Source organism: Simplicispira sedimenti, from assembly GCF_022760965.1.
GTDB classification, from domain to species: Bacteria; Pseudomonadota; Gammaproteobacteria; order Burkholderiales; family Burkholderiaceae_C; genus Simplicispira; species Simplicispira sedimenti.
Genome location: NZ_JAKVIJ010000001.1, coordinates 491,825 through 507,615, shown reverse-complemented (window position 1 = coordinate 507,615; position 15,791 = coordinate 491,825). Strand labels below are relative to the sequence as shown.

Below are 15,791 nucleotides of genomic sequence, written 5' to 3'. Positions count from 1 at the left end.
TAGTCAACTAGTTGAAAAGAACGCCATGCAACCGCCTCCCGCCACCCCCTGCCCTCCCGGCGGGCCCACCATTCCGGACGACGTGCTGGAAGCCGTGGCTGCGCACTTCCACGCCCTGGGCGAACCCACGCGCCTGGCCCTGCTGCAATGGCTGGCCCAGGGTGAGCACACCGTGGGCGACCTGGCCCGGCGCTGCGGCTGCAGCCCGGCCAATGTCTCGCGCCACCTGGCGCTGCTCATGCGCCACGGCCTGGTGCAGCGCGAACAGCGCGGCCACAGCGCCTGGTACCGCTGCGCCGATGCCTCGGTCGGTGCGCTGTGCGACGGCGTGTGCAGCCACCTGGCGCGGCTGGCGCAGCGCCAGCGGGTATTCGGCCCGAACTGACGCACACTACGCGCTTTCACTCCCGTGCCAAGATAGGCGCCCCGCACTTGGCCGCGCCCACTCACCATGATCCTCAACTGTGTTGCCTACGAAAACGGCCGCAAGCTGGCCGATATTGACGTCGAAGCCATCAGCGACTGGCTGCAGCGGCCCGATGCCTTTGTGTGGGTGGCGCTGCGTGACCCCACGCACGAGGAGCTGCGCACCATGCAGGAGGAGTTCGACCTGCACGACCTGGCGGTGGAGGATGCGCTCAAGGGCCTGCAGCGCCCCAAGCTGGAGGAGTACGGCAAGACCTTGTTTGCGGTGATGCGCCTGGTGGAGCCGGACGACGGGGAGCTCAATGTGGGCGATCTGGCGGTGTTTGTGGGGCACAACTTTGTGTTGTCGGTGCGCAGCCGCAGCAAGCAGAACTTTCTGGGCGTGCGCGCCCGTTGCGAGCGCGAGCCGCTGTTGCTGCGCCTGGGCGCGGGCTTTGTGTTCTATGCGCTGATGGATGCGGTGGTGGACCGCTACTTCCCACTGATCGACGATTTCGAGTCGGAGCTGGAGCAAATCGAGCAGGACATTTTCGAGCACGGCACGGCACGCGGCTCGATCGAGCGGCTGTACGCGCTCAAGCGCCGCACCACGGTGCTGCGCCATGCGGTGGCGCCGCTGATGGAGGTGGCGGGCAAGCTGCACGGCGGGCGCGTGCCCGAGGTGTGCACCGGCGCGCAGGAGTATTTCCGCGATGTGCACGACCACCTGGCGCGCATCCAGAACGCGATCGACACCATGCGCGACACCATCGGCACGGCCATCCAGGTGAACCTGTCGATGGTGACCATCGAGGAGTCGGAAACCACCAAGCGCCTGGCGGCCTGGGCGGCGATTTTTGCGGTGTCCACGGCCATGGCGGGCATCTGGGGCATGAACTTCGAGCACATGCCCGAACTGAAGTGGGCCTTTGGCTACCCCATGGCGCTGGGCGCGATCGTCAGCGCCGGTGCCTTGCTGTACTGGCGTTTCCGCAAGGCGGGCTGGCTGTGAATGCAATCCAAATTGGCTTCTAGCGCCTATCCATCAAGCGCAAACAGCTATTATTTTGATAGCAAATCTGGGCTATGTTGGCGGCCCAGGTGCCTGAAGGCCAGCCAGGCCAGCACGGCCCAGACCGTGGTGCGCAGCGCCATGGCGGCCACGGTGCGCATCTCGAAAGCGCCCCCCTGCGCGATGTGCACCCCCAGCACGGCGAAGGTCAGCGCCGTGGCCGCCGCAATCAAGGCGGCCAGGGGGGCCGCCCAGCGCTGGCGCAGGCCCATGCCCAGGCCCGCCACCACATAGGCAAAGCCTGCGCCAAAGTTGAACCACAGCACAAAGGGCACGTAGGCCCCAGCCGCCGCGCGCGCCGCATCGCTGCCAAACAGCACGCTGCCGCCCTCCTTCAGCGTGAGCAGACCGAAGGCCACGGCCAGCAGTGCCATGGTGCGCAGGGCCAGGGTTCCTGGAGCACGGGGGGTGGGGTTGCCAGAGGACATGGGAGCACTCCTGTCGAAAAATGACCGGCCTGGGTGTGCGGCACAGCAGCCACCGTGGGCGCCGCAGGCGAATGGCGCGCACCCCAAGGGGCAACACACCAAGCCCGAATGGCATGCCGCTGATTCGCGGTTTTCAAGCGGGCGGCTGCGGTTTGTAGGATCATAGGGCGCGGCCCCGGCCCAGCGACCGGAGGCGCACCTTGAGCAAAGGAACCATGGACCTGCAAGCGCGCATGCAACGGCTGACGGACTGGCTGCTGGGCACCGAACCAGCCATGCGCATCCGCATGGGCATGGCGTGGTTTGCCGTGCTGATGATGGCGCTGTGCATCGTGGTGGTGCTGATGCTGGTGCACGCGGGCTTTGGCCGCAAGGACTGGGCCTGGTGGTGGGCGCTGTGCGCGTCGGGCGGACTGGTGGCCGTGCTGGCGCTGATCCGCAGCGGCTGGTCGCGCCGTCTGCAGGATCCCTCGATGACGCAATGGCAGATCCGCTACGCGCTGCTGTGCAACGCCGCCGCCTACGTGCTCCTGGGGCAGGCGCGCGGGGTCACGCCGGTGATCCTGTCGCTGGTGCTGATGTTCGGCATCTTCGGCATGACGGCGCGGCAACTGGCCGCCAACATGGCGTACGCCCTGCTGGTGTTTGGCGCGGCCCTGGCCACGGTGGCCATGCTCGATGAGCCGGGGCGCTCGCCCGCGCTGGAGGCAGCGCATGGCGCCATGATCGTGCTGGTGCTGATGGGCAGCACCTTCATTGCCATCCGGCTGCAGCACATCCGGCGCCGGCTGACGCAGCAGAAGCACCAGCTCTCGCAGGCGCTGGAACGCATCAGCCACCTGGCCACGCACGACGAGCTCACCGGGCTGGTGAACCGCCGGCACATGGCCGAACTCATCCGCATGGAGCTGCAGCGCTGCGAACGCGCCGGGCGGCCGCTGGTGCTGGCGATTCTGGACCTGGACCATTTCAAGAGCATCAACGACAGCGAGGGCCATGCCGTGGGTGACCAGGTGCTGCAGGCATTTGCCCGGACGGTGCAGGCCACCGTGCGCAACACGGACATGCTCGCGCGCTGGGGCGGCGAGGAGTTCGTGCTCATGCTGTACGACAGCGACGCCGCCAGTGCACTGGGCCTGCTGGAGCGCGTGCGGGCCAAGGTGCAGGCCATGGAGCTGCCGTTCGACGGGCGCAGCGTGCGGGTGACGGTGTCGATGGGCGTGGCGCTGTCTCGGCCGGGCGAGCCGCTGGAGCGACTCCTGGAGCGCGCCGACGTCGCGCTGTACGAGGCCAAGTCGCAGGGGCGCAACCGCGTGGTGCTGCAGGACGAGGCCACGCCGGGCGTGTGAACAGGCCCTAGATGAAATATGGCTCCAGCGCCCTGTTCATGGGCGCAAGCAGCTATATTTTTAATAGCAAATCAACCCGCCTTGCGCTGGCGTGCTCGCTGCAGGTTGCGCTCTGCGGTGCGCGGGTCCATGCCGTACATGTCGGCAAAGGCTTCCACGGTCTGGCCGCTGGCTTCGAAGGCGTGCAGCAGCGCTTCTTCGCGGGCGTGCTGTGCAGCCAGTTCGGCCAGGGCTTCGTCGAGCAGCGCCTGGGCCTGGGCGTCGCGGATGTGCACGCGGGCGCAGTAGTCGTCGCGCGTGAGACCGCTGGCGTCGATGGCGCGGGCCATGCGGGTGCGGATCTTGGCGCGCCATTCGTCACCACCGCGCTCCTGGCGGCGGCGGTACAGCTCCCACAGGGCGTGGTGCACATGCTCGGGGGCCATGGGCTCCACGCTCTGGCCCTGCAGGTCGTGCCGGGGCTGGCCTGCGGCCACGGCCTGCAGGTAGCGGGTGGAGCGGGTGTGCACGCCCAGCGCGAGCTTGAGGGCTTCGCGCTCGAACTGTTCGGGGTGGGCGGCCATCAGGTCGTCGAAGATGCCGCGCTTGAGCGGCAGCGGCGCCTCGCCAAACAGGCGCGGGTACAGCGCCGCCAGCTCCAGCAGCGCAGGCGGCTGGGGGCGGCTGGGCCGGGGCGCGGCGGCAGCGGGGGCGGCATTGCCCCCCGGCGCACGGCGGCCCGGGCGGCCACGGCCCTGGCGGCGCGCGCCATCAGGGCGCTGCGCGGCCTGCGCAGGGGCAGGCGCCGCATCGCCGGGGGCGGCGGGGGCAGGAGAGGAGGCGTCGGTGGCCGGCACGGAATCGGTCATGAGAGGCAGGGTTTGCAGGAAAACAAGCCCGCGATCATCTCAGAAATCGGCTGCGCGGCTCATGCAAGCGCATCGTCCAGCACCTGAATCCAGTGGCGCACGGGCGTATCGGTGCCGCTTTGCAGGTGGGTGATGCAGCCGATGTTGGCCGAGATGATGACCTGCGGCGCGAGCTGGCCCAGGTGGCCGAGCTTGCGCTCGCGCAGTTGCTGCGACAGCGCGGCCTGCAGCACCGAGTAGGTGCCCGCCGAGCCGCAGCACAGGTGCGACTCCTGGGGCAGGCGCACGTCAAAGCCCAGCGCGCGCAGGTGTTCTTCGACGGTGCCGCGCAGCTGTTGGCCGTGCTGCAGCGTGCAGGGCGGGTGGTAGGCCAGCACGCCGGGCAAGGCGCCCTGCGGCTTGCTGCGCAGGCGCTCTTGCAGCCGCGGGGTGATGTCGGGCAGCAGTTCGGACAGGTCACGCGTGAGCGCGCTGATGCGGGCGGCCTTGTCGGCGTACTGCGCGTCGTGCTGCAGCAGGTGGCCGTATTCCTTGACGGTGACACCGCAGCCCGAGGCGTTCATCACGATGGCCTCGACCTCGCCCTTTTCCACCCAGGGCCACCAGGCGTCGATGTTGGCGCGCATCTGCGCCAGTCCGCCATCCTGGTCGTTGAGGTGGAACTTGACCGCACCGCAGCAGCCCGCCTCGCGCGCCACCACAGTCTGTATGCCTGCGGCGTCGAGAACGCGCGCGGTGGCCGTGTTGATGCCCGGCATCATGGAAGGTTGCACGCAGCCTTCGAGCATGAGCACCTTGCGCGCGTGCTGGCGTGTGGGCAGCGCGCCTGCGTCCTCGCGTGCGGGCACCTTGGCGCGCAGCGCCTGGGGCATGAGGCCGCGCACGGCCTGGCCCATCTTCATGGCCGGGCCGAACAGGGGCGAGGTCAGGCCTTCCTTGAGCGCCCAGCGCACAGCGCGCTCGCCCGCCGGGCGCGGCACCTTGGCGTCCACGATCTTGCGGCCAATGTCCACCAGGTGGCCGTACTGCACGCCGCTGGGGCAGGTGCTTTCGCAGTTGCGGCAGGTCAGGCAGCGGTCCAGGTGCAACTGCGTGCTGCGCGTGGGCTGTGCGCCTTCGAGCACCTGTTTGATGAGGTAGATGCGGCCGCGCGGGCCGTCGAGTTCGTCGCCCAGCAACTGGAAGGTGGGGCAGGTGGCGGTGCAAAAGCCACAGTGCACGCACTTGCGCAGGATGGCTTCGGCCTCGGTGCCTTCGGGGGTGCCTTGGAATTCGGGGGCCAGTTGGGTTTGCATGGCGGCTCTCGGGGGATGGGGTGCGGACAGGGGTTCAGGGGTGGTCGTGCGCATCCGGCGCAGCGGGGGCTTGCGCGGCGGGGGCTGCCGGGGCGTTGCGCCGTGTCCGTGGCCACAAGCGGGCACGGTCGATCCACAGCGGGGGCACGGCCAGGGCGCACAGCACCAGCGCCAGCGGCACCACAAAGACGAAGCCCACGTGCTTGAAGCCCGCCGCCCCGGCAATGCCGCCCACCAGGAACATGGCCGTGAGCCCGGCAAACAGGGCCAGGCGCTGGTGGTTGGCGCGCACGCGCAGTTCGGGCCGCTCGGCGCTGTGGTTCCAGTACAGCAGTTTGCCCAGCTCGATGCCCAGGTCGGTGATGGTGCCGGTCATGTGGGTGGTGCGGATCTGGGCTGCCGACATCTTGGTGACGGTGGCGTTCTGCAGACCCATGATGAAGGACAGCAGCAAGACCGTGGCGGGCACGGCAAAGGGTGTGCGCCAGTGCAGCGTGGCCGCCCCCAGCAGGCCGAACGCCAGCATGAGCATCGCCTCGATCAGCAGCGGCAGTGCGTAGGTGCTGTGCAGTTTGCGCTTCTTGGCCCAGTGGATAAGGATGGTGGTGACCGCAGCCCCGGACACAAACGCCAGCAAGGCGCCCAGTGCACCGAGCACCAGCACGGTGTTGCCCAGCACCAGATGGTCGGCCAGCATGGACAGGAAGCCCGTCATGTGCGAGGTGTAGAGCTTGACCACCAGGAAGCCGCCCGCATTGATCGCACCGGCATTGAACGCCAGCAGCAGGCCCAGGCGGCGGTTGCTGTCGCTGGTGCGGTGCTGTCCGGTCAGGTGGCGAAAGCGGCGCATGTCAATCCATGCCGACCGATGCGCCGGGGTTGAAGATCCCGGCCGGGTCAAAGCTCTGGCGCACGCGCTCGTGCAGGGCGCGCAGTGCGGGGGGCAGGCCGCCTTCGGGCGCGGCGGCGGCGGCATCGGACGGTCTGAACCGCCGCGCATGGCCACCCACAGCGCGCGCGGCTTCGCGCAGCGCGTTGGCATGGGCTGCGGGGGCCCACACCCAGCGCAACGCGCCATGCCATTCGATGAGCGGCGGCATCAGGTCTGCGGGCAGGTCCAGCGCGGGCGCCGCGGTGGGCACGGACAGGCGCCACAGATCCAGCCCGGTATCGGGTGCGCCTGCGGCAAACCAGGGCAGGCGCTGGTCACGGCAGGCCTCCCAATCGGCAGCAGCGGCGCTAGCGTCCATGCGCTCGCCTCCAAGGCTGCGGCAGGCGGACTCGACCGCAGCGCTGGCGCCGCGCAGGCGCAGGTACAGGGTGTCGGCCCCGGCATCGTGCACCCAGCAACTGGCGTTGAGCGGCAGCGGCTGGCCGCACCAGGCCTGCAGGCGACCCAGCGCGTCGGACTGGCTGCATTCAAAGCGCAGCGTGGCCTCGGCCGGGGGCACGGGCAGCACTTTGACGCTGACTTCGGTGAGCACCCCGAGCTGCCCCCAACTGCCCGCCATGAGGCGCGAGACGTCGTACCCGGCCACGTTCTTCATCACCTGGCCGCCAAAGCGCAGGTCCTGGCCCAGGCCGTTGATCATGCGCACGCCCAGCACGTAGTCGCGCACACCGCCCACACTGGCGCGCGCCGGGCCGGCCAGGCCGGCAGCCACCATGCCGCCCACGGTGCCGCCGCTGGCAAAGCGTGGGGGCTCGAAGGGCAGGTACTGGCGCTGCTGCGCAAGCACCTGCTCCAGCTCGGTCAGCGGCGTGCCCGCGCGCACGGTCACCACCAGCTCGGTGGGTTCGTGGTTGACGATGCCGTGGTAGGGGCGCGTGTCCAGCAGCTCGCCCAGCGGCAGGCTGCCCATGCCTTGTTTGGTGCCCCCGCCGCCAATGCGCAGCGGGGCCTGGCGCGCGTGGGCGGCGCGCACCTGGTCAATGAGGGTTTGCAGGGCCTGGTCCATGGCGGGGAATGGTACGCGCCAGGGCCGCGCCGTGCATGGCCTGCGCGCGCGCCGGGGCATGAATTTTCTGCACAGGGGGGATGAGCGATTTCGGCCGCAGCGCCTGGCATGATGCCAATGGTCACTCGATTGCTATGCTTTTGATAGCTGCTTGCGCTGAAAGTACGGGCGCTGGAGGCCAAAATGACAAAAAGCCCGCCCTTGGAGGGGGCGGGCAAGCTCGGAGGGTCTCGCAGGCCCTGCACCGGCGCCACCAGACACCGGTGCAGAGCGGGGCCGCTTACCGCGAGTAGGCGGTTTCGCCGTGGGAGGTGATGTCCAGGCCTTCGCGTTCGGCCTCTTCGCTCACGCGCAGGCCCACCAGCAGATCGGCGATCTTGTAGGCCACCACAGCCACCACGCCCGACCACACGAGTGTGATGAGCACGCTCTTGATCTGCACCCAGACTTGGTGGCCCATGGCGTAGGTGTCGGGGGTCAGGCCGCCCGTGCCGCCCAGGCTTTGCGAGGCGAACACGCCCGTCAGGATGGCGCCCACAATGCCGCCCACGCCGTGCACACCGAACACGTCGAACGCGTCGTCGGCACCCAGCATGCGCTTGAGCCCGCCCACGCCCCACAGGCAGACGATGCCAGCGATCAGGCCCATGACGATGGAGCCCATGGGGCCGACGAAGCCCGCGGCGGGGGTGACGGCCACCAGACCTGCCACAGCACCCGAGGCGGCGCCCAGCATGGAGGCCTTGCCCTTGTGCAGCGTTTCGCCTGCCAGCCAGGACAGGGTGGCCGCTGCCGTGGCCAGCACGGTGTTGACGAAAGCCAGGCCCGCCACGCCGTTGGCCGCACCGGCCGAACCGGCGTTGAAGCCAAACCAGCCCACCCACAGCAGCGACGCGCCCACCATGGTCAGCGTGAGGCTGTGCGGCGTCATGGCCTCGCGGCCGAAGCCAATGCGCTTGCCCACCATGTAGGCACCCACCAGGGCCGCGATACCGGCGTTGATGTGCACCACGGTGCCGCCCGCGAAGTCGAGCGCACCGTCCTTGGCCAGCAGACCGCCGCCCCACACCATGTGCGCCATGGGGATGTAGCTGAAGGTGAACCACAGCACGGCGAAGATCAGCACGGCAGAGAAGCGGATGCGCTCGGCAAACGCGCCCACGATCAGCGCCACGGTGATGGCGGCAAAGGTGGACTGGAAGGACACGAACACGTACTCGGGAATCGTGGGCAGCAGGCCCGAGAGCGTGTCGGGCGCAATGCCCTTGAGGAAGAGCTTGTCGGTGCCGCCAAAGAACTGCCCTTCCCCCGAGAAGGTCAGGCTGTAGCCGTACAGGGCCCACAGCACGCTGATGAGTGCGAACACCACGAACACCTGCACCAGCACGGACAGCATGTTCTTGGAGCGCGCCAGACCACCGTAGAACAGGGCCAGGCCCGGAATGGTCATCAGAATGACGAGCAGCGTGGAGGTCAGCATCCAGGCGGTGTCGCCCGAGTCGAGCTTGGGCGCGGGGGCCGGGGCCTCGGCGGGAGCCGCTTCGGCCACGGCGGGGGCAGCGGGGGCTGCGGCCGCAGGGGCTGGCGCAGCGTCGGCGGGTGCGGTCACGGCCGCGGGCTCGGTGGCCGCAGGCGCCTGGGCCCAGGCCAACGGCCCGGCGGCCCACAGGCCCAGCCCCAGCACCAGGGAGGCAAGCAGTTTTTTCATGGCAGATCCTTGCGTTCGGAATGGGGAGGGTGGGGTCAGATGGCGTCCGGGCCGGTTTCGCCGGTGCGGATGCGGATGACCTGTTCGAGCGGCGCGACAAAGATCTTTCCGTCACCGATCTTGCCGGTGCGGGCGGCGCCTTCGATGGCCTCGATGGTGCGGTCCACCAGGTCGTCGGCCACGGCGGCTTCGATCTTCACCTTGGGCAGAAAGTCCACCACGTACTCGGCGCCGCGGTACAGCTCGGTATGGCCCTTCTGGCGGCCAAAGCCCTTGACCTCGGTCACCGTGATGCCCTGCACCCCGATGTCGGAGAGCGCCTCGCGCACTTCGTCGAGCTTGAACGGCTTGATGATGGCAGTCACCATTTTCATTTTCAGGTCCTCCTTACAGGGTTTTGGTCAGGGTGACGATCAGGCGCGACTTGTTCACGTGCCCGAAATACGCCTTCTTGCTGGCCCCGACCACGGCAGCGCCCAGCGAGAGGCCGCCACCAAAGTCGTAGGCGCCGCCCAGGCTGTAGTCGGTGTAGTTGGGCACGCCCGTGTCCTTGATGTCGCCCGCAAAACGGGTGAAGCCCAGCGAAGCCTTGAGCGTGGTCTTGGGGAACACCTCCTGCGCAAAGCCCAGCGCCAGGTAGCCGGTGTTGCGGCCCTTGCGGCCCGAACCCGATTTGGCGCCGGCAAAGCCGAAGTAGTCGTCCGACACGGTGTGCGAATACTTGGCCGTGACCGGGCCCCAGGTGGCCGCGGCATACAGCTCGGTGGTGTTGCCGGTGCTGTTGCCGGGGTACACGTAGGTCAGCGCGCCCAGGTCCCAGTCCAGCCCGGCGCCCTTGAATTTGTAGCCGCCGTACAGGTCCATCTCGATGGAGTTGCCGCTGAGCCAGTCCACGCTGGAGTTCCAGTTGCCCACGTACCAGCCGGACTCGCCGAACGCGTAGTCGAAGCCGCCCTGCACCGCAGGCTTGACGGCCTTGGACCGGCTCGCGTCCTGGTCCTGGCCACGGAACTTGTAGTTGGTGGTGAGGCTGAGGTTGCCGCTCAGTTGCGCGCTGGCCACCAGGGGCAGGGCCGCCACCAGGGCGACGCCCAGGGCCTTGAGGGATGCGTGGTTCATGGTCACTCCTGTAAAGATTCGTTGCGATAAGCCCTCAAAGCACAGACCATGCCAAACCCTTGCACCCCTGCGCTGGCGCGCTGCGGCGCCGTTCCCGGCTACAGTGCGGGGGCTTGTGCGCGGGAGCACGCACCGCTGTGGTGCACCAGGCCCCGCCCCTGCCTTGCACTTGATTGGGGAGAACACCGCCGATGAGTCTTGCTTTGGTGCAAAGCCGCGCGCTGCTGGGCCTGGCCGCGGCACCCGTCACCGTGGAGGTGCACCTGGCCAACGGCCTGCCCAGCTTCACGCTGGTGGGCTTGGCCGAGGTCGAGGTGAAGGAGGCCCGCGAGCGCGTGCGCTCGGCGCTGATGAACGCGGGCCTGGAGTTCCCCAGCAACAAGCGCATCACCGTGAACCTGGCCCCTGCCGACCTGCCCAAGGACTCGGGCCGCTTCGACCTGCCCATTGCCCTGGGCATCCTGGCCGCCAGCGGCCAGATCGACGCGGCACGCCTGGCGGGTTGGGAGTTTGCGGGGGAGCTTTCGCTCTCGGGCGAACTGCGCCCGGTGCGCGGCGCCCTGGCCACCAGCCTGGCGCTGCACGGCATGCAGGCCGGCGTGCGCCTGGTGCTGCCCCCGGGCAGCGCCGAGGAGGCCGCGCTGGTGCCCGGCACCCAGGTCTGGCGTGCGCGCCATCTGCTGGATGTGGTGCAGCCGTTCCTGCCCGACGGCGCTGCCGCCCTGCCCCTGGAAGACGCCGCCACCGATGGCAGCGGCTGGGCGCGCATGCAGCCCCAGCCAGCGCGAGCGGCCACCCCCTACCCTGACCTGGCAGACGTGAAGGGGCAGGCCGCCGCCAAGCGCGCGCTGGAGATTGCCGCCGCAGGCGGGCACAGCCTGCTGATGTCGGGGCCGCCGGGTTCGGGCAAGTCCATGCTGGCACAGCGCTTTGCCGGCCTGCTGCCCGACATGGCCGTGGACGAAGCGCTGGAGAGCGCCGCCGTGGCCAGCCTGGCGGGCAGCTTTGCGCTGGAGCACTGGGCCCGCAGACCCACACGCCAGCCACACCACACGGCCAGCGCCGTGGCGCTGGTGGGCGGGGGCTCGCCACCCAGGCCGGGGGAGATTTCACTGGCGCACCACGGGGTGCTGTTCCTGGACGAGCTGCCCGAGTTCCCGCGCGCCGCGCTCGAAGCGCTGCGCGAACCGCTGGAGACCGGGCGCATCACCATTGCGCGCGCAGCGCAAAGCGCTGAGTTCCCGGCGCGCTTTCAGCTCGTTGCTGCCATGAACCCCTGCCCCTGCGGGCACCGGGGGGACGCACGGCGCGCCTGCCGCTGCACCCCCGACCAGGTGGCGCGCTACCAGGCCAAGCTCAGCGGCCCGCTGCTGGACCGCATCGACCTGCATGTGGAAGTGCCTGCCCTGGCACCGCAAGAGCTGCTGCAGGCCAGCGCAGGCGAGGCCAGCGCCGTGGTGCGCTCGCGCGTGGCCCTGGCCCGCCAACGGGCCTTGCAGCGCCAGGGCGCGCCCAACCAGGCTTTGCACGGGCAGCAGATCGACGCCCAGGCCCGGCTGGAGCCCGCAGCGGCGCAGTTTCTGCAGACCGCAGCGGCACGGCTGGGCTGGTCGGCCCGCGCCACGCACCGGGCGCTCAAGGTGGCCCGCACCATCGCCGATCTGGCGGGCGCCGAAGGCACGCAAGTGGCCCATGTGGCCGAGGCCATGCAGTACCGGCGCACGCTGCACGACTGAAGCCTGGCCAGGCACAGGTGGTTTGACGGACAATATGCGGGTTTTCCCGCGCCATGGGGTGGTCGGATGTGTCGTTTGACTTATGCCCCAAAGCAATAACAAATCGAAGAAACTAGGGCCTGTTCACACTATTTTTACCAGATGCGTTGCGATCAAAAAGGGCCAGGCGCAAGACGCCAAACGAAGCTGGGGTGCAGCCCCAGCGAGGCTTTGCAACGCCGCGCATGGCCCTTTTTGGTCGCAACCCGAAGGGAACACGGTGAAAACCGGGCCACTCGTCGTTGCACTCCTAGCCAAGGCCCCGGCCTTGGCGTCGTCCCGCGCCTAGATTGGCGCGGTTTGCACCGTGTTCGCACTGGCAAAAATAGTGTGAACAGGCCCTAGCCGTATTGGCGCAGTAAGAAGCCCCGCCCTTTTCTCTCTTCTTTTCTCCTGACTGACCACACCATGAGCGCATTTCACGAAGAACGCGTGCTGACCGTGCACCACTGGACGGATCGGCTTTTCAGCTTCACCACCACCCGGGACCCGGCGCTGCGGTTCTCGAACGGGCACTTCACCATGATTGGCCTGAAGGTGAACGACAAGCCGCTGCTGCGCGCGTACAGCATCGTGAGCGCCAATTACGAAGAGACGCTGGAATTCCTCTCCATCAAGGTGCCCGACGGCCCGCTGACCTCGCGCCTGCAACACATCCAGGTGGGCGACACCATCATCGTGGGCAAAAAGCCCACGGGCACGCTGCTCATCGACTACCTGCTGCCGGGCAAGCGGCTGTACCTGCTGTCCACCGGCACGGGCCTGGCACCGTTCATGAGCGTGATCCGCGACCCCGAAACCTACGAGCGCTTCGAGCATGTGGTGCTGGTGCACGGCGTGCGCCAGGTCAATGAGCTGGCCTACCACGACTACATCACCCAGGAGTTGCCCCAGCACGAGTTCCTGGGCGAGCTGGTGAGCCAGCAGCTCAAGTACTACCCTACGGTCACGCGCGAGCCCTTCCGCAACCAGGGCCGCATCACCGATCTCATCAAGACCGGCAAGCTGTTCACCGACCTGGGCCTGCCCGCACTGGACCCAATCAACGACCGCGTGATGCTGTGCGGCAGCCCCGAGATGCTGGCCGACCTCAAGCAGATGCTGGAACATGCCGACTTCGAGGAAGGCAACACCACGCGCCCCGGCGACTTTGTGATCGAGCGCGCCTTCGTCGAAAAATGAACGCCCACACGCCGCCGCAGCCACAAACGCCCGAGCGGGCGCTGCGCTGCGCACTGGTGGGCATGCCGGGCGCAGGCAAGTCCACCGTGGGCCGGCAGCTGGCCCAGCGCATGGGGGTGCCCTTTGTCGATCTGGACCACCACCTGGAAAAGCAACTGGGCTGCAGCATCCGCCAGTTCTTTGAAGCCGAGGGCGAGGAGCGTTTCCGGACGCTGGAGTCCGAGGCGTTGGCCGACATCGCCCAGCGCCCCGGCGGCATGGTGCTGTCCACCGGCGGCGGCGCCGTGCTGCGCCCCGAGAACCGCGACTGCCTGCGCCGCTTTGGCGCGGTGATGTACCTGCGCGCATCGCCCGACGACATCTTCCGCCGCATCCGCCACGACAAGACGCGCCCGCTGCTGCAGGTGGCCCAGCCGCTGGAGCGCCTGCGCGAGCTGTACGCCCAGCGCGACCCGCTGTACCGGCAGACGGCGCATTACGTCATCGAAACCGGCCGCCCCTCGGTGGGTACCCTGGTGAACATGATCGTGATGCAGCTGGACCTCGCGGGCCTCACGCCGCAAGCCGCCCCCTGATCACAGCCGCTGGCGCCCCAGCCAGGCCTGCAGGTCTGGCAACGCCATGGGCCGCGCGTACAGGTAGCCCTGGGCCGCATCGCACCCCTCCTGCGCCAGAAAGTCCCACTGCGCGGGCTGCTCCACCCCTTCGGCCAGCGTGGACAGCCCCAGGCTGCGCCCCATGGCAATCACGGTGCGGCAAATGGCCGCATCGTTGGGGTCGCTCAGGATGTCGCGCACAAAGGACTTGTCGATCTTGATCTGGTCCAGCGGCAGGCGCTTGACATAGTTGAGCGAGGAGTAGCCCGTGCCAAAGTCGTCCAGCGAAAAGCGCACCCCCAGCGCCCGGAGTGTCTGCATGGTTTCTATGGTCTGCTCGATGTTGTCCAGCAACATGCTTTCGGTGATTTCGAGCTTGAGCAGCGATGGAGCGATGCCATGCGCGCGCAGTTGTTCGCGCACGTTGTGCACGAAGTCTGGCTGGTGAAACTGGCGTGCGCTCACATTCACGGCCATGCCCAGCCCGGCCAGGCGCGGGTCGGCCTCCCATGCGGCCATGGTGCGGCAGGCTTGGCACAGCACCCATTGCCCGATGGGCAGGATCAGCCCCGTCTCCTCGGCCAGCGGAATGAAGTCCAGCGGCTGCACCTGCCCGCGCTGCGGGTGTTCCCAGCGCACCAGGGCCTCCACACCCAGACAGCGGCCCTGGGTGTCCACCTGGGGCTGGTAGTGCAACACCAGCTCGTTGCGGTGTACGGCCTGGCGCAGGTCCGCTTCCAATGCGGCGCGGGCATTGAGGCGCGCCTGGATCGCCGGATCGAAAAACCGCACCGTGTTGCGCCCGGCAGCCTTGGCCTGGTACATGGCCAGGTCGGCGCGCTTGAGCAGTTCGTCGGTGCCCAGCGCATGGCCCAAAAACATGGACACCCCCACGCTGGCGCTGCCCTGGTACTGCACCGCACCGATGGCACAGGGCTGTGACAACTGCGCAACCACCTTGTCGCCAATCCTGCCCGCCTGGGCCACGGCGGTTTCCAGGTCTTCATCGAGCTGCTGCACCAGCAGCACGAACTCGTCTCCGCCCAGGCGCGCGACCGTGTCGCCCTCGCGCACACAGGTGCGCAGGCGCTGCGCCATCTCGATCAGCAGGCGGTCCCCCATCGCATGGCCGTGGGTGTCGTTGAGGTTCTTGAAATGGTCCAGGTCCAGGTACAGCAAGGCGCGGTACTTGCCGCTGCGCGCACTGGCAGCCATGCTCTGTTGCAGGCGATCGTGCAGCAGGCGCCGGTTGGGCAGACCGGTGAGTGGATCAAAGAAGGCGAGCTGGTAGGCCTCTTCCTCGGCCTGCTTGCGGTCGGTGATGTCACGCCAGACGCAGTACAGCACGGCATGGTCCTGCAGCTCCAGCCGCGCCAGCGTCACCTCGACCGGCAGGCTGCGGCCATCGGCACGGCAATGCTCCCATTCAAAGCGCGCCAGGCCATCGCGCAGCGCGCGCTGCATCATCTCCTCGGCCTTGTCGAACGAGGAGCGTCCGTCGGGCTGGAACTCGGGCGAGAGCCGCGAGGGGTGCTGCAGGATGTCTTCGCGCCGTGCATAGCCCAGCGCCTGCACCGCCGCCAGGTTGCAGTCGGTGAACGCGCCGTTCTCAATGATCCAACACGGGTCGGGTGAGTTGTTGAACAGGTCGCGAAAGCGCTGCTCACTGCGCTGCAATTGGTCGGCCAGGGTCTGCAAGCGCTGGGCCTGCGCCAGGCGCTCCAGCACCTGGCAAAACAAGGCCAGCCAGGGCTCGCTGGGCGCAAAAGCTGCCGCGTCGCCCAGCACCAGCACAATCTTCCTGGGGCCTGCGGCACCGACCGTCCATGCATAGGCACGCTCGCTGGCGCCTGGCGCCGTGCCGCCAGCGGGCACGACCTCGGCGCGTGCAACGCCCGGCAGGCTACGCAGATAGTCCAGGACGCGGGCCGTCAATCCCGGCTTGTCTGCCCCTGCACACAGCACGGCCAGCGCTTGCAGCGCAGGCGCAGGCATGCCGGGCGGTGGGGAGGGCAGATTCATGGGGCCCAAGTCTGGTACCCCTGGGCGCCTGCGT

15 protein-coding genes are annotated in these 15,791 nt (G+C 68.4%); 6 read left to right on the top strand and 9 right to left on the bottom strand.

Annotation, left to right across the window (positions count from 1 at the left end):
• Positions 1 to 25: 25 nt before the first annotated feature.
• Entirely contained in the window at positions 26 to 385 is a 360-nt protein-coding gene (locus tag MJ602_RS02295) for an ArsR/SmtB family transcription factor (protein WP_243019226.1), read from the top strand.
• A gap of 66 nt (positions 386 to 451) precedes the next feature.
• Positions 452 to 1,417: a magnesium and cobalt transport protein CorA gene (locus MJ602_RS02290; RefSeq protein ID WP_162017728.1), complete on the top strand. Its 966-nt coding sequence runs from the start codon at positions 452 to 454 to the stop codon at positions 1,415 to 1,417.
• Between the two features lie 50 nt (positions 1,418 to 1,467).
• On the opposite strand, the gene MJ602_RS02285 is transcribed toward MJ602_RS02290, so the two are convergent.
• A complete protein-coding gene (locus tag MJ602_RS02285) occupies positions 1,468 to 1,905 on the bottom strand; it encodes a hypothetical protein (protein WP_243019225.1) in 438 nt (145 codons plus the stop codon).
• 200 nt (positions 1,906 to 2,105) lie between these two features.
• On the opposite strand from MJ602_RS02285, the gene MJ602_RS02280 reads away from it, so the two are divergent.
• Positions 2,106 to 3,254, top strand: a complete 1,149-nt coding sequence (locus MJ602_RS02280; RefSeq protein WP_243019224.1) for a GGDEF domain-containing protein — start codon at positions 2,106 to 2,108, stop codon at positions 3,252 to 3,254.
• A gap of 71 nt (positions 3,255 to 3,325) precedes the next feature.
• On the opposite strand, the gene MJ602_RS02275 is transcribed toward MJ602_RS02280, so the two are convergent.
• From MJ602_RS02275 to MJ602_RS02245, 7 genes are all read right to left on the bottom strand, one after another.
• Entirely contained in the window at positions 3,326 to 4,102 is a 777-nt protein-coding gene (locus MJ602_RS02275; RefSeq protein ID WP_162017733.1) for a ProQ/FINO family protein, read from the bottom strand.
• 59 nt (positions 4,103 to 4,161) lie between these two features.
• Positions 4,162 to 5,397, bottom strand: a complete 1,236-nt coding sequence (gene glcF / locus MJ602_RS02270) for a glycolate oxidase subunit GlcF (protein WP_243019223.1) — start codon at positions 5,395 to 5,397, stop codon at positions 4,162 to 4,164.
• A gap of 34 nt (positions 5,398 to 5,431) precedes the next feature.
• On the bottom strand, positions 5,432 to 6,247 hold the full coding sequence (locus MJ602_RS02265; protein ID WP_243019222.1) for a YoaK family protein: 816 nt from the start codon (positions 6,245 to 6,247) through the stop codon (positions 5,432 to 5,434).
• 1 nt (position 6,248) lies between these two features.
• Positions 6,249 to 7,355: a glycolate oxidase subunit GlcE gene (gene glcE / locus MJ602_RS02260; RefSeq protein ID WP_243019221.1), complete on the bottom strand. Its 1,107-nt coding sequence runs from the start codon at positions 7,353 to 7,355 to the stop codon at positions 6,249 to 6,251.
• Between the two features lie 280 nt (positions 7,356 to 7,635).
• Entirely contained in the window at positions 7,636 to 9,063 is a 1,428-nt protein-coding gene (gene amt / locus MJ602_RS02255; protein WP_243019220.1) for an ammonium transporter, read from the bottom strand.
• A 35-nt stretch (positions 9,064 to 9,098) separates the two neighbouring features.
• Positions 9,099 to 9,437, bottom strand: a complete 339-nt coding sequence (gene glnK / locus MJ602_RS02250; protein ID WP_162017739.1) for a P-II family nitrogen regulator — start codon at positions 9,435 to 9,437, stop codon at positions 9,099 to 9,101.
• Positions 9,438 to 9,450: 13 nt separating this feature from the next.
• The gene (locus tag MJ602_RS02245) at positions 9,451 to 10,182 is read right to left on the bottom strand and encodes a TorF family putative porin (protein WP_243019219.1); all 732 of its coding nucleotides are present in this window, start codon (positions 10,180 to 10,182) and stop codon (positions 9,451 to 9,453) included.
• Positions 10,183 to 10,373: 191 nt separating this feature from the next.
• Between MJ602_RS02245 and MJ602_RS02240 the strand changes: the two genes are divergently transcribed.
• The 3 genes from MJ602_RS02240 to MJ602_RS02230 all read left to right on the top strand — a co-directional run bounded on the left by MJ602_RS02240 (position 10,374) and on the right by MJ602_RS02230 (position 13,714).
• A complete protein-coding gene (locus tag MJ602_RS02240) occupies positions 10,374 to 11,918 on the top strand; it encodes a YifB family Mg chelatase-like AAA ATPase (RefSeq protein ID WP_243019218.1) in 1,545 nt (514 codons plus the stop codon).
• Positions 11,919 to 12,365: 447 nt separating this feature from the next.
• Complete coding sequence (locus MJ602_RS02235) at positions 12,366 to 13,139, top strand: ferredoxin--NADP reductase (protein ID WP_243019217.1); 774 nt, start codon at positions 12,366 to 12,368, stop codon at positions 13,137 to 13,139.
• A complete protein-coding gene (locus MJ602_RS02230; protein ID WP_162017743.1) occupies positions 13,136 to 13,714 on the top strand; it encodes a shikimate kinase in 579 nt (192 codons plus the stop codon). The genes MJ602_RS02235 and MJ602_RS02230 overlap by 4 nt, the downstream gene beginning before the upstream one ends.
• On the opposite strand, the gene MJ602_RS02225 is transcribed toward MJ602_RS02230, so the two are convergent.
• Positions 13,715 to 15,757, bottom strand: a complete 2,043-nt coding sequence (locus MJ602_RS02225) for a putative bifunctional diguanylate cyclase/phosphodiesterase (protein ID WP_243019216.1) — start codon at positions 15,755 to 15,757, stop codon at positions 13,715 to 13,717.
• Positions 15,758 to 15,791: the final 34 nt, after the last annotated feature.